Source organism: Halorientalis marina, assembly GCF_023028345.1.
Classification (GTDB): Archaea; Halobacteriota; Halobacteria; order Halobacteriales; family Haloarculaceae; genus Halorientalis; species Halorientalis marina.
Map to the genome: position 1 here is coordinate 1712584 of NZ_CP095487.1, position 18941 is coordinate 1731524.

At 50.9% G+C, this 18941-nt stretch carries 16 protein-coding genes and 1 pseudogene; 4 read left to right on the top strand and 13 right to left on the bottom strand.

The genetic code is table 11. The features are described from left to right. Positions 1 to 254 precede the first annotated feature (254 nt). Entirely contained in the window at positions 255 to 1106 is an 852-nt protein-coding gene (locus MUG96_RS08605; protein WP_246988373.1) for an FkbM family methyltransferase, read from the bottom strand. Positions 1107 to 1349: 243 nt separating this feature from the next. Further along, complete coding sequence (locus MUG96_RS08610; RefSeq protein ID WP_246988375.1) at positions 1350 to 2417, bottom strand: glucosamine inositolphosphorylceramide transferase family protein; 1068 nt, start codon at positions 2415 to 2417, stop codon at positions 1350 to 1352. 34 nt (positions 2418 to 2451) lie between these two features. Between MUG96_RS08610 and MUG96_RS08615 the strand changes: the two genes are divergently transcribed. Continuing rightward, a complete protein-coding gene (locus MUG96_RS08615) occupies positions 2452 to 3252 on the top strand; it encodes a formyltransferase family protein (RefSeq protein WP_246988376.1) in 801 nt (266 codons plus the stop codon). Between the two features lie 170 nt (positions 3253 to 3422). On the opposite strand, the gene MUG96_RS08620 is transcribed toward MUG96_RS08615, so the two are convergent. Both MUG96_RS08620 and MUG96_RS08625 read right to left on the bottom strand, forming a co-directional pair. Continuing rightward, positions 3423 to 4331, bottom strand: a complete 909-nt coding sequence (locus tag MUG96_RS08620) for an NAD-dependent epimerase/dehydratase family protein (protein ID WP_246988378.1) — start codon at positions 4329 to 4331, stop codon at positions 3423 to 3425. After that, on the bottom strand, positions 4328 to 5374 hold the full coding sequence (locus tag MUG96_RS08625) for a Gfo/Idh/MocA family protein (RefSeq protein WP_246988380.1): 1047 nt from the start codon (positions 5372 to 5374) through the stop codon (positions 4328 to 4330). Before MUG96_RS08625 ends, MUG96_RS08620 begins: the two co-directional genes overlap by 4 nt. Before the next feature lie 167 nt (positions 5375 to 5541). On the opposite strand from MUG96_RS08625, the gene MUG96_RS08630 reads away from it, so the two are divergent. Further along, a complete protein-coding gene (locus tag MUG96_RS08630; protein ID WP_246988382.1) occupies positions 5542 to 6651 on the top strand; it encodes a glycosyltransferase in 1110 nt (369 codons plus the stop codon). Between the two features lie 159 nt (positions 6652 to 6810). On the opposite strand, the gene MUG96_RS08635 is transcribed toward MUG96_RS08630, so the two are convergent. The 5 genes from MUG96_RS08635 to MUG96_RS08655 all read right to left on the bottom strand — a co-directional run bounded on the left by MUG96_RS08635 (position 6811) and on the right by MUG96_RS08655 (position 12692). After that, positions 6811 to 8205 carry a hypothetical protein gene (locus tag MUG96_RS08635; protein ID WP_246988384.1) on the bottom strand — a complete coding sequence of 465 codons (1395 nt, stop codon included), beginning with the start codon at positions 8203 to 8205 and terminating at the stop codon, positions 6811 to 6813. A 212-nt stretch (positions 8206 to 8417) separates the two neighbouring features. Next, positions 8418 to 8735 carry a hypothetical protein gene (locus MUG96_RS08640; RefSeq protein ID WP_246988386.1) on the bottom strand — a complete coding sequence of 106 codons (318 nt, stop codon included), beginning with the start codon at positions 8733 to 8735 and terminating at the stop codon, positions 8418 to 8420. 395 nt (positions 8736 to 9130) lie between these two features. Beyond that, positions 9131 to 10351 carry a sulfatase-like hydrolase/transferase gene (locus tag MUG96_RS08645; protein WP_246988388.1) on the bottom strand — a complete coding sequence of 407 codons (1221 nt, stop codon included), beginning with the start codon at positions 10349 to 10351 and terminating at the stop codon, positions 9131 to 9133. Positions 10352 to 10517: 166 nt separating this feature from the next. Next, positions 10518 to 11627 (bottom strand): glycosyltransferase family 4 protein, encoded by a 1110-nt coding sequence (locus tag MUG96_RS08650; RefSeq protein WP_308220120.1) that lies wholly within the window; start codon positions 11625 to 11627, stop codon positions 10518 to 10520. Between the two features lie 102 nt (positions 11628 to 11729). Next, complete coding sequence (locus tag MUG96_RS08655) at positions 11730 to 12692, bottom strand: glycosyltransferase family 2 protein (RefSeq protein ID WP_246988392.1); 963 nt, start codon at positions 12690 to 12692, stop codon at positions 11730 to 11732. A 140-nt stretch (positions 12693 to 12832) separates the two neighbouring features. Here MUG96_RS08655 and MUG96_RS08660 point away from each other — a divergent pair, with 140 nt between their 5' ends. Together MUG96_RS08660 and MUG96_RS08665 are read left to right on the top strand one after the other, a co-directional pair. Further along, on the top strand, positions 12833 to 13852 hold the full coding sequence (locus tag MUG96_RS08660; protein WP_246988394.1) for a glycosyltransferase family 4 protein: 1020 nt from the start codon (positions 12833 to 12835) through the stop codon (positions 13850 to 13852). 113 nt (positions 13853 to 13965) lie between these two features. Continuing rightward, positions 13966 to 14946 carry a GDP-mannose 4,6-dehydratase gene (locus tag MUG96_RS08665; protein WP_246988396.1) on the top strand — a complete coding sequence of 327 codons (981 nt, stop codon included), beginning with the start codon at positions 13966 to 13968 and terminating at the stop codon, positions 14944 to 14946. 78 nt (positions 14947 to 15024) lie between these two features. Here MUG96_RS08665 and MUG96_RS24210 read toward each other — a convergent pair. The 4 genes and pseudogenes from MUG96_RS24210 to MUG96_RS08685 all read right to left on the bottom strand — a co-directional run. Next, positions 15025 to 15328: pseudogene (locus MUG96_RS24210) on the bottom strand (UTP--glucose-1-phosphate uridylyltransferase); the annotation flags it as partial. Between the two features lie 352 nt (positions 15329 to 15680). Next, a complete protein-coding gene (locus MUG96_RS08675) occupies positions 15681 to 16907 on the bottom strand; it encodes an ABC transporter permease (protein WP_246988398.1) in 1227 nt (408 codons plus the stop codon). After that, complete coding sequence (locus tag MUG96_RS08680; protein ID WP_246988400.1) at positions 16904 to 18142, bottom strand: ABC transporter permease; 1239 nt, start codon at positions 18140 to 18142, stop codon at positions 16904 to 16906. The genes MUG96_RS08675 and MUG96_RS08680 overlap by 4 nt, the downstream gene beginning before the upstream one ends. Next, positions 18135 to 18887 (bottom strand): ABC transporter ATP-binding protein, encoded by a 753-nt coding sequence (locus MUG96_RS08685; RefSeq protein WP_246988402.1) that lies wholly within the window; start codon positions 18885 to 18887, stop codon positions 18135 to 18137. Before MUG96_RS08685 ends, MUG96_RS08680 begins: the two co-directional genes overlap by 8 nt. Between the last annotated feature and the right edge of the window lie 54 nt (positions 18888 to 18941).

Consider the following 18941-nt stretch of genomic DNA (forward strand, 5'->3'; position numbering starts at 1 on the left):
CATAGTCCGTTCATTGATCCCGTCGTTTAGAAGCATCCCAATGCTTTGGAAGCGATAAGCGTGCTTTTCGTATGAGCGCCTGAACGGGTTCCAAGAATCTCTTGCGAAGTCAACTGCTTTCACTCATTTAGGGGGTAGTCAAACCAGTACGAAACGCTGACTTTACTGATCCAGTCACTACTACAATCGCAAGCGGCCCATCAAGAACTAATGGTAACACTCACCCTGAGGGGATGCAAAACTAGACAGATCTTTCAGATATCCTTTTCAGCACGTACGAAATACGCACCCTCTCTTGAATCGTGAGAAACATCCCGCTCCGAGATTTCGTATCCCAAGTCAATCAACAAGTCACGGACATCCTCTTCCGTTGCTCCGTAGTTGAGGAGGGCATCAGGATGAATTTCGCAAAAGATGAGTCTGCATGACTGGTTACGTAGTGTGTCCTCTAGACCACGGAGAACCTCCATTTCCCCACCGTCAACATCAATTTTCATCACATCAGGTGCAGGAATTTCATCAGATCTGATCACATTGTCACCAGGTACTAAGTCAATTTCAACGTTGGTTCCGTTCTCTCTTTCATCCATTTCGACACTTCCAACTGCACCCGCTCGATCTTCTGAAAGTTCTAATACCGCAGTATCATACTCGGACGCAAGTGCATACTCACAAACTTCTCCAGTAATATTGTTCAATTCGAGATTTTCTTTCAGACGTTTCGCGCTCTTCGGATGGGGTTCAATCGCAACAATGGAGCCGGAAGTGGTGATCTGCCCTGCAAAACAAGCGTGTAGTCCGACATTCGCACCAACATCGTAGAAAACATTATCTGATTCCAAAGATTCAATGATTTCCGACAATACTTCAATCTCTCCGTGTAAGGTTGGATCGTTGAATCGGCTAAACTCATGACGGGTCAGTATATGAAACTTTGCTGTACTGGGGCCTACAGTTCGAGTAATTGTATCATCTGACAAGGCAAACTGAAGTCGCCAATACAAATTTGTAACTGGTGATCGTAACCCAATAATACCAAGTATTGTATATATTGGACTATTATAAACTGTCCTTCTGACCTGGTCTAATATCTTCTGTGCAGGCATGGATACCACTCATCTCGCCACACATAATTTCCTTTGGATGAGGTAGCATCCTGGCGATCTCCACCGATGTCGTCATCTCAACGTACACTCATAAAATGGACGGCCCCTGTAAGCGGTGTAGATCGGTATCGTACAATAAGCACAAGAGATATAATACATCATTAGTATAACATAACTGTGGAGATACCCCAATTCAGTAACAGGACTTTCGCGGGATCTAAATCATACAGCCCTTTGAAGTGGTCAGATGTTCCGACCGACAGCATGGTAAATTCCTATTGACCAGTGATCTCCTGTCACATATCCACGAGGGAATCCAATATCACCATCCACAGCGCATATCCATTTTTCTCCTCCAATCCAATGAGGATCAATATGATGCATTCGACCAGAGTTCCATCCCACTCCCCCAGTGCCCTCTATGACTGGTGAAAACGGTGATTCAGTATCTGAATATTCAGTAGGATTTAGTTGGTCTACTGTGTAAACACGGACTTTATCCCCATATTCTCTAACGCAATCTTGAAGGAATAGGATGATTCTTTCTTCAGTTATTATCGGTCGACCTGCGGGTTTTGCCCCGGATTGTCGATCAGTAACAACAGGATTATTTTTGTGTGCATGCCATTCATTTCTTTCAAGAAAATTGGAATAATAAAGATGGATTTCGTCATAGTGTCCAGAACCAATGAGGAGCCACCAGTATTCATCCCACTGGAATAAAATTGCATCCTGGACGTCAAACTCGGGTTCAAGAAGAGTAGAACATCGTTTCCATTCGGTTGGAAATGAGTTCGCTTTGTATAATTCAATTATATCACTTTTGGGGTCAGATTGTTCTGGAAGCATATAATAATCTCCTTCATTCTCGAAAATGAAGGGGAATGACACATGTCTACCAGTTTCCAAAACAATCTGATCATAAGCCCATTCATGTCCATTATCACTGGTTGCATGGCCGATCGCGCTATTCGGTTTTTTATCGCGGTTCATCACTTCAAAAAATAGATGGATTTCGTCTTTTAATGGTAACAGAAACGGATCTGCTACAAAGTCTACGTCACCAAAATCCGTGACATCATCCGAAGTTAAAACTGGATTGCCACATCCGTTTGTGTTACAACCACTTTTTTGATATATGGTATTTTCTAACACATCCTCAAAATTTCCCCTTTCCTTATTTTTCAACCCTCCAAATACCGAGGATTTGAATTTTTTCGGCGTGGATTCAGGTATTCTATAATGTACTTGATCCACAAATCTATCAACCATTATAGCTATAATATTCTTTGCGCTACCTTTCAGCCACATGTTTTATACACAGCACCGCACTACCTAAGTATATATGGGGGACGACGTTTTTCAAGTTGGACTTCTCTTGGGTATGGATGAGGTACCGGAGTGGTTTGCAACCGGTATTGAAAGACTGGTTGAGAACACAAATGCAGAAATAAGTATAATAATGGTTGCAACACCCACTTCAAAAGATGAAACGTCAGAATCGGGAAAAACTGGACCTCTTAGTTTAATTAATTCGGTAAAAAATTCTCTGTTCGGTTCTAGTAGACAGCCTCCACGTCCCCTCGACGAGCTCGACTGTGTTAAAGATACGAAACAAGAACAGTGTGATATTATTCCACAAGAAGGCCTTGGTATTGAACTCCCAGAAAAAGTCGTTCAACAGTTTGAGGAGATTGATGTAGGGATACATATGGGGGTTGGAATTTTGAAAGGAGAAATTTTGACAGCCCCTGAATACGGAATATTAGGGTTTCATCACGGAGATATCAGACAATATCGAGGTTCAAGTGCTGGGTTCTGGGAGTTCCTCCATGGAGAGGAGGAGATGGGGATTACACTACAACGATTACAACCCGAACTTGATGCTGGTGAGATTGTTGTTTTTGAATCTGTGGACATTTCAGACGCCTGTACGTTGGGCGAAATCCGCTCTCGATATCGCACGATCTCTGAGAAGATGCTAGAAAAAGGCATACTTCTATTACAGGATGAGGATTTTTCTGCAAAACGTCCTGACAGCCTTGGTAAAGTGTATAAGGAAGAAGAGCGGCAACGTTGGAAAGTGACAGCGTTATATCTTTATAAGGAAATGAAGGGGAGGACCAGACAGAGACTTTTGAAATGAAGGTTTAAATGGGTAAGGGTTTACATATTCGTGTTTTCAACAATCACTTTTTTAATTTGATGATTTGACTACCACATTCGTTTTCTGGATTCCTGACCTCGGTTTGAGAGCTATATATTCATGTTATTTCCAACTAAACCACAAAATCGACCAATATTCAGTTTTCTAATTCACAAGAGCCCGGCCTGCTCGTACCACTCGATCGAATCGGCCACCGCTTTCTCTGTCCCATGGTTTGGAACCGGGCTTCGGTCTTGCCAGTGCTCGGGAACCGAAAACGAGTTCTCAGTTGTATTCATTTCGGTATAATCTTTTTTCGGAACTAAGTTGATTTTCGAGGCGATGTTCAAAAGTGATGGTAACAGTCTCTGCATCCCATATAACCGTGGTATCCAGTGGTCTCTGGGTGAGTGTTTTGCGATTAAAGAATGATATTCATGGTCAGTCAAATTTTTCCCACATACCGGCTCATTACCCGTACATTCGCCAGACAATCCCGAAACAATAGCATCAATAACCGTGTCGATGTGAACGTAGTTTTGATACCCAAATCGATAAAGTGGGGGAATAACAAGTTTATTTGAAACTACCGTCACATACGGAGCCAACTTGTTCATTTTGTAGTCCCCAGGTCCGATTACTCCTGAGGGATAGATTACCAGCCACGAGATGTCGCCAGAATTTTCTCTTATATACTCATCGGCTCGCAATTTGGAGCCTTTGGTTCCAGTTGTATTCACTAATTCCGGATGCTCTGTGATCGAGCTCGTGAAGACAAATGTCTCGCAGCCGTGTTCCTTGGCTGCATTGAGGACTATCTTCGTGCCTTCGATATAAACAGAGTCACCTACCTTTCCTCTGGCATGGACGAGATGTGCTATGCCATCACACTCACTAACCAGTTCGTTGATGACATTTTTGTCTCGAACGTCTCCGACGAGGACATCTGCTTCCTCCGGGAGGACGTTTTCCCCGTTTTCACTCCGCACAAGGCCCGAAACCGAGTGACCCTCATTGACAAGTTTGTGGGCAAGTTGATGACCAATCTGTCCCGCCGCTCCCGTAATTGCTACTCTCATTGTTGTGTGATAGGTGTATCAATTCCAAGTTCCATGTACGCTGTTTTGATTGCCGAAAGAATTTCAACGCTATCAGCGAATGGCACTCTGTTCGGTTCCGATTCTGCAACAGTCTCGACAAACGATTGTACACGCTTAAAAGAATCGTCCCCATCATACTGTGAAAACCATTCAAGTGCAGGGACAGGATCAGGTCCAACCGTTCGTTCTGCCAACGCAAAAGAAATCTTAGGCAGTCCCGACTGAGCATATTGTAAATTGAATTTATGCGCATCAAGTATAACTTCGCTCCGTGTCATCTGTACCTGCCCATCAGTCCCAAAGAAATGGATACGTGTCGGTCCCCCTTTGGTCCGGTAGCCGGTTTTTATCGTAAACGGTATTTCTCCCAGGTGGCCTTCCAAAGTAACGTCCGATTCGACGTTATGCGCAGCAAATCTGTGCACCTCCGCGGAATCGATCGTAATTTCGTCCCGTCGCAGTTGTAGAAACCCACTAAGTACGTGGGGCCCCAAGTCCATTAGAACTCCTCCCCCCGCTTTAGTCGGGTCCATACGCCAGCTTTTTACCGCCTCATTCAGGGTGTAATACGAGACATCAATACGTCGAATCGATCCAATAATATTGTTTTCTATCTGTTTCTTGGCTCGCTCAAACGGTTTGTAGTATGGTAACGAGTATCCACCCGCCGCATCTACCTGCGCTTCCTCAATTGCATCTAGCATATTCTCCGCTGCCTCTACCGTCGTTGCAATCGGTTTCTCACAGAGTATCGCGAGCCCCGCATCGGCCGCAGCTATGACTAGCTCTTCGTGCATGTGAGGAGGCGTACATATACTGACCAAGTCAAGATCAGCGGACTCGAACATCTGCTCCGCGTCGGCATATCGTTGCTTTACGTTGAATTTTCGACCGAATTGTTCCCGTCTTTCGTCATCTAACTCCGCAATGGCCTCTAAGGAAACATTCGGGATTTCGGTATACGCAGGTGCATGAGTCCCATTTGCAACAGCACCCGCACCTACTATACCTGCTTTGAGCATACCTGACCTCCCTCTGCGTTCGATTTCAAACCACCGGTTTTTCCCTTATACGAGAGCCTTGGCAACCTGGTACGACACATGAGAGCTTGATGTAGTGCCGTCCTGCCCATCCTCTATACGGTGGTCGTTTTCAGAAAAAATAAATATACCAGGGAGATGGCTATCGTATGGCCAATGCTTGTCTCGTCTGGGCTCCAATCGAGACTACTAACGAGGCTGCGCTAGAGCTCCCTCTACAAATTGCAGACGCAATTAACGGCCCGATATATACACAGAGTTGCCCGGAAAAATTACTATCCGAAGAGTATAATGGGGTTCGTTTCAACGAATTCGGTCGCAAATCACTGCTTGATTTGATTATAAACAAGACTCCGCTTGAGGAGATTAACAAAAATGCGCAGTACGCAACGTGGAAACCTCCGAAACAGTACAATACCTTCGTAACGCGCGGTCCCAAACCTATCCATACCGTTCAGCGGATCGGCCAGCGCCACATCCACTATTTTGAGGGGAGCTATCGTGGATTTTTCTTTCATAAAGACAAATATGAGGAGTTTCTCGAATATTCGAATTTAAAACAGGTGTGTATAGCACCGATTCGTCATTATTTCCGAACAGCTATTCAGGGCTCAGTACGTACAGTGGATACCGTCGTTGTAAACTCGGAATGGACGGGAGAACTCGTTCAAAGTCTATACAATATCGAGGTTGACGAAATCATTTATCCAATAATGACTCTGGATACCTACGATCCCAGTTTTCAGACTAAAGCATCTGATGACTACTATCTCTATATGGGGAAAATCGACGCTCTGCACCGTATCGAAGAGGTTGTTCGTGCATTCAAACAACTCCCATACCATCTAAAAATTGCTGGAGATGGGAAACAAAAGGAAGAGCTCGAATCCGAGGGTTACGATTCGATCGAATTCACAGGTTATGTGACTGGAGACGAGAAACGAGAATTACTCGCAAACGCGAATGCACTCATCAATCCTGCAGATCACTCATTTGGGCGTGTAATCGTAGAGAGTCTGGCCTCTGGTACACCCGTCATATCAGCCAATATTGGATATCCACCCCACATTATCACTGAAGGAGAAAACGGATTATTGTACGAACCTGGGGTCGATAATTTGATCAATAGGGTCGAAGACTTTGAACGAGAGGGAGTTCATGCGACTCAGAGCGAACTACGCAAAGCAGTGAAACCCTACAAAAAACACAGAAACAAAGCCAAGTGGGCTGATCTCGTTGGTACGTCAGCCGCAGAATGAAAATATCAGGTTTATTCTCTCAATACAGGATGACGGTTACTGACGGGAGGGACTCTCATACCAATATAATAATCACATATAAGTTATATTTTTATCAAGTCTGTCTAAGAATTTACGGTTGGGAGGCGTATTAGTATAAATATGAGCAATTTGACCCTTTTATTGATCAGCAGATTCGTATGCGTATACACCGATACTGCCGCTCTCAAAGAGGAGTTCAAACTCATCTCCAAATTGTTCTTTGACCTGTTGTATATCACCCAGAATATAATCAATCCTGAATTGGTCATGAATAGTCTGAAGATCATCTCTATCTCTCCCGCCAATAAAGGCAAACACCTTGCCGCATTCACATCGGCCGTCAGCTGTCGCAAAGTGGTCATGGATACATTGCATTTGTACGTGGTCAGTATCGGGGAGTAATCGTTTGCCGTAAGTACTGGGGACGCCGAGAATGTGACATTTATCATCTACTTTGGCCAGATAATCAATAGCGTGAGTGAGATTATCTGGTGGTGAAATGAGAACATCTATTGCAGAATTGATCACAATAACACCCAATGAGTAGAGGGCAAGCGAGACAGCCACTAGAAATATGTATGGAACAGACCCCACAAACGGAATCAAAACTTCGCCACTGACAGTGAAATAAGCGTACGTCCCCAGAATTGAGAGGGGAGCGACGAGGTACTCAGTGTATCGGTGCGCAGGCTTTCCCGGCACGCCGGGGATCGCAATGATAACGTTCACGACAAGAAGGACCAGAACCCAGACCAATAGGTGATTCCAGATAGGCTGAATGTCACGTGATACCAAGAGAGGAATAAAAATAATAATGGGCAATTGTAAGTATGCCCCGACAACCGGGTGCGTGTACACGTACTGGAACAGGTTCATTAGCTTAGACTTTAGTTGAGACAGAGGGGGGCCTTCCCGCAAGACCAAATAAAAATTGCGAAGGCGAGCCTTGATATAAAAGATGTTTTGTATCTTATCTATGAATCTGTCCGCACGTTCCTGTTCGAGGATATTATAGTAATATCGTAGTGTGCCCACGTGAGCTTGAAACATTCCTACATATTTCCCTCTCGAAAGAAGTAACGCAACCGAGCCTCCACCGAATAATATCACGATTGGGACAGGGTCAAAAAACAGGATACTAAACGCGATGTAGAGAAGGACTAGGGTCTGTGTAGAGAACGAACTCGTGAGAGCAACCAATCCTGCTCCGACGAGTGCTGTTACTAATAACAGGACTTGTCCAGTGAGAGAATATCCAACATACCCCATAACAGAGACTGTCAACAACAAGGCACCCGGAGCTCGCCCGCCGAGTCGAAGTCGAGCAGTTAGTGGTCGACCTGTAACCAGTTTCGGCATTAGGACGAAAACCGCACCGGCAAGAAGCGTTGCTTGGGTTGTTGGAATGCCTGTCGAGAATTCCGAAAATATCCAATAAGTGAATATCATAACCACGAGAGCATGCATCCCATCCACGAGTGCAGCAAAGTATGGTGATAACGAAACCACCATACTTCGCGGGAAGAATGACATGACCCAGTGAACGAGGCTGGGATAGTTCACTCTTGTCGGCGGGATAAGTTGGTCGTGTCTGTCGGGAATACGGTGCCCATTTTGCCGAATCTTGTCCGTGAGGTAGATATGAAAAGCTTCGTCAGCAGCGTACCGTTCAGTACGAAATATACCTGGGAGTGTTCGGAGACTAATGCCGACGAGGATTAGTGAGAGAACATAAATATTTTCGTTCATTCTTCGAAGTTTTCTTTGGTGTCTCCGAGTTGTTCTATATTCTGTATAAGAACTACTTCAACCATATTTGTCGGATTATATTCCAATCCTGACGCCATCTGGTCTCGCCACTGTACTTCAGAAATTTTGAAGAATGTGTTATGCTGCACCGATCCGCCAACATTCTTTGAGACAGAATGCCCCAATGCGTTTAAAAGTGCTAGACCGGTATTTTCAGTAGTATGACATTCACGAGTTAGATCGATGAATAGAGGGCTTGATAAGTTTAGTTCACCTGTTTTTCCCCCACCTGTGAGTTTCCGGATGGTTTCCATACAATATTTATAAGTATCCGTCACTTTCTGTAGGCAATACCAGATACGAACGTCTTCTTCATGGCGGAACACCCTTGAATTGGGCATCTCTTACGTGTCATCGTAAATTATCTTTTGCCAACACTCGTTTATCTATTCTGGTGTATGGGGGATACCAGAACTTCACTAGTTAATCGAAACCTCTACAGTCCAGTCTTTTATCAGCATCGGTCGATAATTGTTTCCCGTATGATCTATAAGCACTGTCCAAACTCCATCGGGCCACGATATCAAATCGGAACGTACAGTCTCTGAAAACCGGTCATAATGACACTGTTTCTTGATTAAATTTGTTCCATTTCGTGGGTTGAGCCGTGGTCACGATCCGTCGATGCTGAACACCGAACGTTCGACTCCTACAGATACCCCATCTTTTCGAGGTGTTCTGTCGTCTCGGCAGTAACTGTGCCCATCTCGGGTCCATCTCGCTGAAAGTCGTCGACGATCGCCCCGAGGCCGGGGTCCGGGCAGCTCCCGTCACCGTACCTCACTTCGTGTGGTGTGTACGAGCGAAGCAAGTTCCATTGAGCCCTCGGCGACAACCGATCCCTGACCAGTTCGGCGTGTGGCGCGCCGAAATTGTGACTAATGAATCCCATCGCTGCGCGGCGCCACCGTGGCCCCCGATGTCGAACGATCCCACCAGTCCCGTTCCACGCGGAGGTAGCCTTGTAGGTCGCGACGTGTCGACCGTTGAGATTCGCTTTCGTCCACAACTCCGACCGATGGACCTGTGATGAGACTCGTGTGTTCCAGACGTCCGTCCCGGACACGTACTGCGGGACATCAATGCCGAGTGCACCGAGTGCCGTCGGCGCCACGCCCGTTCCGGATACCACCTGCTCACACTGAACGGCTGACGGGAGCCCTGCTCCCATGAATACGAGCGGTGTCCGAACGAGTGCCGGCGTCACGGGGGACCCATGCCCGTACATATAGCCGTACTCCCGTTCACCGAGTAGCTCACCGTGGTCCGAGGTGTAGATGACAAGCGTGTCCTCCAAGAGTTCGCGCCGTTCGAGTGTCTCTAACACCTCGAGAAATCTCTCCAGCGATCGGTCGACGCTTTCTCGATACAGGCCCCCGATTTCGTCCGGGTCCTCGACGCGGTTATCGTAGAACTCGTGGACGGAGTCGCACTCCTCGAACGAATAGCCATACGGTGCGTGCCCCCCCTTGTCGTGTTCCACGTAGACGAACGGCTCGCTGAGATCAGCGAGATCCTCTCCCGGAGAGAGCCCTAGCATTTTCAATGGGGGTTTCTGCGCCGCCTCGACGTGTGTCCAGATAGTCTCGGCGTTGAATCCGACGTTGTCCCGCGAACGGAACAGCAATGGAGGTTGCGACAACCGTCCCGAAAAGTCCCAGATGCGATGTTCGCTCGGGTAGAGTCCTGTCAAAAGAGACGGAACGCTGGACGCGGTATAGGTACTCGGAGCGATGGCCTCGGCGCTGATGCCCCGCTCCGTAACACGATCCGGTGTCGCGTCACGTCGAAGGCTGTCGGCAATGAAAATAACGACATTCGTGACGGTGTCGGCGTCGGTTTGTGTCTGGAGAGGGAGAGGAGAATCCATGAACTATCTAGAAGCGAATGAGGGTCGGTCTAAAAAGATTCCCGGGTTCAGTTCCGCGAGACCACTTTCGTGTCTCCTGCATAGATCAAGGTGCTGTCAGCGTGGTTTGGACAACCACCTACACCACCGTCTCAGGGAGTTTTATCTACCCCACCCGTCTTGACGATCACTCAATTACTCGCTCAAAAACAGTACGCAACATCTCCGCTCGTCGGTCCCACGAGAATGACTCGACGGATCGCTGTCTCGAATCACCATCCACTGCCGGTTCTTTTTCAAGCGTTCGCTCCAGCGCGCAGGCGAGCGCATCCGGGTCTTCTGGAGGGATTAGTCTGCAACTGGCAGTTTCGTCACACATCTTCGGAATCCAGCCGACCTCAGGAACGACAGACGGCGTGCCACAACTCATCGCCTCCATGAGCGCGATAGGATGGTTTTCGGTCTTGGACGAAAGTACAAAAACATCAGCAGCGCGGTAGAATGGCGGAAGATTATCGTTGTGGACGTATCCCCAGAAAGTCACTGCGTCTCCGAGGTTTCGGCGCTCAACATGGTTTTTCATTCTACTCTTCTGGGGACCCTCTCCGACTAGCCACAGTTTGGCGTTCGGTCGCTCGTCTTTTATCGTCTCAAAAGCTTTGACAAGATCAAGCAGGTTCTTTGCGGGAACGAAACGACCCACCCACAAAATTGTCGGACCCGATGTATCTCGTTCCGGTCCCTCAGGAGCGAACCGATCAGTGTCCACACCGGGGTTAATAGTGACCGCATCAATTCCAGCTTCTGACCGAATTGCTTCAGTAGTCACACCGGTCGCGATTACTTCGTCGGCCTGTTCCAGCCACGAATACGAACTTTTCAGGGGATGTATATAATCATAAAATAGGGAGTGCGGTGGCCCATTCAATTTAATGGTCACCGGAACGTCAACACGTGATTTGATTCGGAGCAGTTCGGGGTATCCGTTGAGATGAACCACGTCATGTTCGTCACCCAGGCAGCGCGTCAGTCGAATATAAAACAAGAAACGATCAAGATCAGTAATCACACCACCGACGCCGACAGGTGCAGCGTATCCAAGATCGTATAGAAATGGCGACACGACATTCTTTACTGGCAAATCAATGGGTTTGTCAAGATTTTTTGTCATGGGTTTTCCGGTATAAATAGTAACATTCACACCCATAGATTGCAAGCTCCTGGCCATCTCCAAGTCCCATATTTCTCCGCCACCTCGTCGCATCCCGAGAGACCGGTTTACAAATGCCACATTCATATTATATATTTATCTGTCATTCACTCGCAAGCCAGTAGAGGTTCAGAGACACATAGTTACAATACGGTAATGAATCTCGGTGATTAATTAGAGTCCCGAATTTCATTTTATCTCCAACCCGTGAACGCGCTTCCATTCAACGCTTGATTCACACCCCCTAGTAGTGCGTTCGTACCGTCGTTTGAATGACAAAACATACTCAAAAACAAAAGCTGGTACAAAGCCGAGCCCCATCATCGCGAACCTCGTCACCGAAGACTCGTACGATATCGAACGTCGTAAGAACCGACGGGCTGGTGCGGGCTGCCCGTCAAGTAGGTATGTCACACCGACTTTTTCATAGTAGTTTGCCATCGTCTCGGACCAGAGGCCGCGCCGTTCGATCTCCTCTCGGTGTTTCTCAATCACCCGTATGTTGTCTTCTTTGGCGTCTTCAGGGTCGCTTGCCATCCCTCCGTGACGGGTCCGAAAACATAGAATCTCCTCGGCTCCCACTACACGCCACTCTTGGAAGAGTCGGATATAGAAGTCCCAGTCCTGTTTCGTCGGTAACGTCTCATCAAAAGGACGCTCACTAGGCAGAGCATCCCGACGAACGACCACCCGTGAGGGAGTTCCAATGACATTCCGTGTGTAAATCACATCCGAGAGGTCGCCATCTACGACTGTGCCGTCACATCGGAGTAAGTTCCCGTCCCCGTCAATCGAAGCGAGGCGACACGTAGCCAACCCCACCCCCGAATCAGCCTCTAGCGCGCTCACCTGTTTTGCAAGTTTGCCTTCATGCCATCGATCGTCATCATCCAGAAACGCAATGTACTCGCCGTCGGATTGTTCGATACCCGTGTTGCGGGCCGCGGAAAGTCCCCGATTCTCTTCGTGGACGATACACCGAACCTGTTCGGGATACTGCGCGACAATCTCGTTGGCGTACGCGTTTTCTGATCCGTCATCCACGACGACAATCTCAAGATTGTCGTGTGTCTGATGGATCGCAGACTTGATGGCCCCGTCAAGAAATTCGGGGCGGTTGTAGGTTGGAATAACGACGGAAAGACTCGGCATGCCGAAGGCCACGATACCCTCCAACTTATGTGTTCAATTTTCAGTCAAAGGACTAATTTACCCGACGAGAGGTAGACACAAACACTGACTATCTTATGGATTGTCTTGTCATCACTCCCCACCGACTCGGTATCCGTGAGATGGCCGAACGCGTTGGCGAGGAATGGGGGGCGCTGGGCCATGATGTCGACTACATCCTCGCTAAAGGCGCTGCTGCCCGGGTCGGCACGATCACAATCGGTGTCCCCGGCATTGCTCTCTGGTGGTACCGGACACTCAAAGAAATCGCCGCCAACCACCAACAGTACGATTTGATCTGGACGCACCAACCAGTCGCACCACTACTTCCAACAACCGATAGCACCTTCTGGAACAAGGTAATCGCGACCACGCACACGACGCTCCACCGAGAGTATGAACTCGTTCGAGAGGGAGTATACCCGACTCGACTGCTGCCCTACTACTGGCTCGCCAAAACAGGCGAGGCACACTTTCACCAGTCACTCGCGACCATTGACGCCGCAGGGCCACACTATACCGTCGTCTCTCCCCACCTCCGAGACGAAATCAATCAATTCGGCATCGAGACTTCAACCTACATCCCAAATGGCGTCTTCACGCCGGAAGCAGACTCTTTCGAGCCAATTCGCTCAAAGTACGGAATTCCCGAGACCGCGACACTCGTGTTCAATATCGGGAGTCTGACCCCACAGAAACGGCCTGAAGTTTGTGCGCAACACCTGCGTGCCGCGGCTGAAACCCTCGACGATACGTACGTTGTCATGGCCGGTGATGGGCCACTCCGTGAGGCTGTGTCGTCTCACGCATCGGAGTCGCTCCGGGTAATCGGCTACGTCAGCGAGAACGAGAAGTGGCGCTGGTTCAGCGATGCCGATATCTTCGCCAGCCTCTCAGCGTACGAAGGAATGCCTGTTGCGACTGCCGAGGCGCTGTCGTTCAACCTTCCGGTCGTCCTTTCGGATATCCCCTCACACCGACATCTCGTCGAAACGTACGATGCTGCCGGTTCGCTCATCACTGACGATACTGCTGAGATTGCGAAGGCAATTGCAACCCACCGGAATGAGCGATCCGCCGTCTCTCTCCCGTCCTGGCCTGCAGTGGCCGAACAGTATCTTGAGATCATCCAGCAGCGGTGACTTATCGGACTGCGTTTCCTCGTCCCCGAGGTCAATCCTCAGCACTTCTATCGCACGAACATTCGTGAGGTGACAGAGATACCTTTTTCATTCAACCGTAGCACCCATCAGATATGCAATTACTCGTGACTGGTGGGGCGGGATTCATTGGCGGTCACCTCGCTGAGCACTTCGTCAAGGACGGGCATGCAGTTACTGTACTGGACAATTTCGAACCGTTCTACGATACTCGAATCAAAGAGCACAACGTCGAACAGGGACGTGCCGCCGCAAACGAAGGCGACGGTTCCTACCGTCTCGTTGAGGGTGACGTTCGCAACGCAACTGTCGTGGACGACCTCGTTTCGAACGCGGAGGTTGTCTTCCACCAGGCTGCACAGGCGGGTGTTCGTCCAAGCGTGGAGAATCCCCGGAAGTACGACGAAATTAACGTCGACGGGACGCTGAATGTCCTTGATGCCGCGCGGGATTCCGAGACTGAGCGGGTCGTCCTCGCGAGTTCATCGTCAGTCTACGGGAGACCTCATTCATTGCCTTACGAAGAGGACCACCCCACACAGCCGGTCAGTCCCTACGGTGCCTCGAAACTCGCCGCCGAGCGATATACAATGGCCTACGGCGACGTGTACGACCTGCCAGTGGTTGCGCTTCGCTATTTCACCGTTTACGGGCCCCGGATGCGTCCGAACATGGCCATCTCGAATTTCGTCTCCCGGTGTCTGAACGGTGAGCCACCGGTCGTCTACGGTGACGGGACACAGACTCGGGACTTCACCTACATTGAGGATGTCGTGCAGGCCAACCGCACGCTTCTCTTGACCGACGCGGCCGACGGCAAGGTCCTGAACATCGGCAGTACCGACAACATCGAAATCAGAACACTCGCCCGGGAAGTCCGCAATCAACTCGCACCAGAGCTGGATATCGAATACGACGAGCGCCACGATGCTGACGCAGAACACACACACGCTGATACGTCGAAAGCCCGTGACCTTATTGACTACGAGCCGACAACAACAATCCGTGAGGGCGTTGAACGCTTCACGGAATGGTACCGCGACAACCGTGATTGGTACGAACCCCTGATCAGGTGACGTGTGATACTATCAGCTTGTGTTGTCTAATTTTCACTCAGAGATGAGTTTTCAGTGAAGTACGCTAAATATTCACAGTCAGGCTCTATCGTCCGCTTCGGTACTGCTCTTGCTCTCGCTGGCTGTGTCCCGGTTTTGCAGGCGTTGCTCGGCTGTGTCCCTGTCTTCTGGGTACCCGATTTAATTCGTCAGCCGTCCAGTCCGCTCGCGTTGATGGCTCGTTCGGACTGAATCAACAGGTCAATAGCGTCACTTAGTTCGTATTCGTTCCGGTCTGATGGGCGGACCAGATGACAGGCATGGAAGATTCAGGTGTGAACGTATCGAAGCCAGTCATCCCGAGATTCATTGGCGGCTCGTCGGGCTTTTCAACCACTTCCACGAACCCCTATCCGCGACCGAAAGCAGCGACCCTGGGTTATCCTCACTCCATCCTCTCGACGTCTATTCGACGGTATTTACTGCAATCGAGCGATGAATAGAGACTCGATGGACAACAGAGTGACCGTGAATTCGAGTGTGGTCAGGCTGTGCGGACAACTGTACCAGAGTGATTCACATCACTCGGTGGACTTACTGCTGGCCACACAGCTGATTGCACCGACCCGACGCCTCCAGTGTGTTCAATAGCAACCACCATTCAGCCATGACGGGCATGCCTATGGGCTCCTCCCAGAACCTAAGCCGACAACCACCGATGAGAAACTACGAGGCAGGAGTGAGCCACAAAGGCCTCAGTCAGTTAGCTGTTGCAGCGTCGCCCCACGATAGAGATATATCCCAGAGCCAATCGCACCAAAGAATCCAATAACAACCGCCATGAGGAAGCCGCCGGCGATAATCTCTGGTGACACCGACGCGAGCCCTTCAAAGCCGGTCACGGCACTGGCTACAGCATTCGCAGCGATCACGCCGGGTACGGTCAGTGCCGCTCCAATCCCGCCGCCGAGGATTGCAAGCAGCAATGAGCGCACGACGACAGTTCCGGCCAGAGTCCATGATGAGACGCCGACCGCCTTTGCTGCGGCGAATTCCTGCTTTTGTTGGAGAATCATCGATAACAGGAGATTGAGTGTCAGGGCGATGCCGGCGATGACCGCAAGGCCGATTAGGCTGACACCGCTGGCGATGACGACAGCTTTGTCTCGCAACAGTGCTCGGATCTGATCCTGGTTCGTGCGCACCGTGTATTCAGGGTAGGCACGCTGAAGTCCGGCCTGTGCTTGCTCGGGAGACGCACTGTCCGTGAGGCGGACCGAAATGAAGGTCGCGCGGTCGCTCGCGGTTTTGCCGGTGATGGTCTGTAGTTCGCTGTGGGCCATAACGATCGTCGGTGCGCCGACGAACTGCGAGTACGTATTCGTGATGCCGACTATCGTGAAGTTGTGTTCTCGTGCAGTCGCGAGCGTGCCACCGATATGCAGCGTGTCACCGACGCCGACGCCGTAGAGATTGGCTGTTCGCTGATCGATCGCGACTTGATGTGTCATCGGCCCGCTGTACGTGCCGTTCGCGTAATGCCGAGACCTGTTGAGTTGACGTCCAGAGACGATATTCACGCTTGGGCCGCGGGCCGGCCCGCCAACGCCCACAATCGTACTGAATTCCGACTGGTTGGGGCTGGCGTAAACAGTTTGGAACATGAGCGGGACGGCCGTGGCGACCTCTTCACGCGTGCTCAGGCTGGCTGCGACATCGTGTGAGTCCACGATGCCGCCTTTGAGGCCGCCGACCGTCCCTGGTTCGAACTCGGTTGGTCCGCCGACGATCCAGAGGTCGCGCCCGGAGGACTGGAATTTGGACTGGCCGAAGTCAACAACCCCGAAGCCAACACTCAGCAACATCGTGGTGCCGAGGACGGCAATAGCGATGCCGATGATTGCGATCGCGGCTTTCCGGCGATTGTGCCGGAGTTCGGCGATCGAGAGGCCGATAACAGCCCGGAAGCGGCTCCCGATCATCGGGTCAACCCCTCCAGAATGTCCGTGCGGCGGCTGAGCAGCGCGGGGTAAATCATGCCCAAGATACCGATAACGAGGGCAACGACCAGCGCATACCCGAGCAGGAGCAGGTCAAACCGCGCGACGGTCTCGAGACCGACACGCGGCGCGATGACGTTGTTGATCGCGTACAGACCGGCGACGCCGAATCCGGAGCCGACGATGCCACCGGCGATTGAGACCAGGACTGATTCGGTGGCGATCAGGAGCATCCGATGGCGTGTGCTGTAACCGACAGCACCCAGGACCGCGAGTTCCTGTTCGCTAGCACTTACTTCCAGGCCCATGAGTGTCGCGACGAACAGCACGCCGACGACGATACCGACAGCGAGGGCCGCGACGGCGACAGCCAGCGGCAGGTTCGACAGCGACGTTTCTTGCGCCGAAAGCCCGCTTTTCGTAACGACGGTCGTCTGCGGATAGACGGTCTCGAGCTCTGACCGCACACTCGGGTCGTTCGTACTCACCAAGATTTGATCGGCCTGGTCACCACTCGTCGCGCCACTCAACGCCTGAAGCTCACTCAGATGCATGATCATCACTGGCGCAGACCCGCCAGCAACACCCAGCCCACTCACCGTCACGTTCCGAACCCGGAGTGACTGATTCTGTGTGGCGCGGGACGACCGGAGCGTATCCCCCGTGGACGCATTCAACAATGTGGCTGCGGCCTCATTCAAAACAACACCACCAGTCCACGACCCGTTGTAGCTGCCATTCGCATAATACGGGTCACCGGGCGCAAGCCCGCGCGTCGACATGCCGGAGAACACTGGCGCGTCCGCAGCGGGAATGATTCCCGCGGCCAAAATATACTCGCGGTCGCCAGTGACGCGATCAGTGACTGGTACTAACTCGAGTGAAACAGGCGTGACGTGATCAACACGCTCGTCGCGCTCAAGCCGGTCACTAATCGAGTGGGCCGCGCCAAGTTGTACACTGCCACTCGAAACCGCAACTGTCGAAACCGTGCTTTTCTCCGGGACAATCCAGTAATCGACGCCCTCACTCTGAATGACCGACTCGGATGCTAGCCCGAGCGAGACACCAGTGACGGCGATCATCAACCCGACAGCGACTGCCACCCCGAGCACACTCAACAGCAGTCGTTGCGGTGACGTCTGCACCCGCCCGGCTACGCGGCGTGCTGCAAGCCCAATGACACCGATCGTGCGATGGAACCAGCGCTTAACCATGACTGTCGTGGATAACCTCGCCGTCTTGCAATTGGATGCGTCGCTCCGTCGCATCAAGCGCCTGCTGATCGTGAGACGCGAGCACCACCGCACAGTTGTCTGCAACACTCTCGAGTAAGTCCAGCACGCGCGCACTCGTCTTCGAGTCAAGTTCTCCGGTCGGCTCGTCTGCAATCACGAGCGCCGGCTCAGTTGCCAAGGCACGAGCGATCGCCACACGCTGTTGCTCCCCACCGCTGAGCGTTCCTGGACGGTGACTCATCCGGTCAGAAAGCCCGACCTTTGACAACAGCGTTTCCGCACGATCGTGACGCCGCGCTTTCGACCATCCGAGTTCGACCAGCGGGAGTGCGACATTCGAGAGAGCCGACAACGATGGCAAAAGGTGGAACCGCTGGAAGACAATGCCGACACGGTCGCGCCGGATGCGTGCCCGCGCCCGCTCACTCAAATCACTGATATCGTCGCCTCCGAGCGTGACTGTGCCTTCAGTCGGCGTATCAAGTCCTGCAAGCAAGTGCAACAGCGTGGACTTCCCGCTGCCGCTCGGCCCGGCAATCCCGACAAACTCGCCGCTGTCAATGCTGATCGAGACCCCGTCAAGGGCGCGAACGACGGGCGCATCAGCCGAACGGAAAAATCTTGAGCCAGTGCCGCGGGTGTACTCGCGAACGAGCGAGTCACAGGCGACAACGGGTATCGATCTCGTGGAGGGCTGATGATCGGATGGCCGAGATTCCGTCACACTACAGTCTATCGATACAACGAGGGTATATCTTTTTGGAATCCACTCCCATGC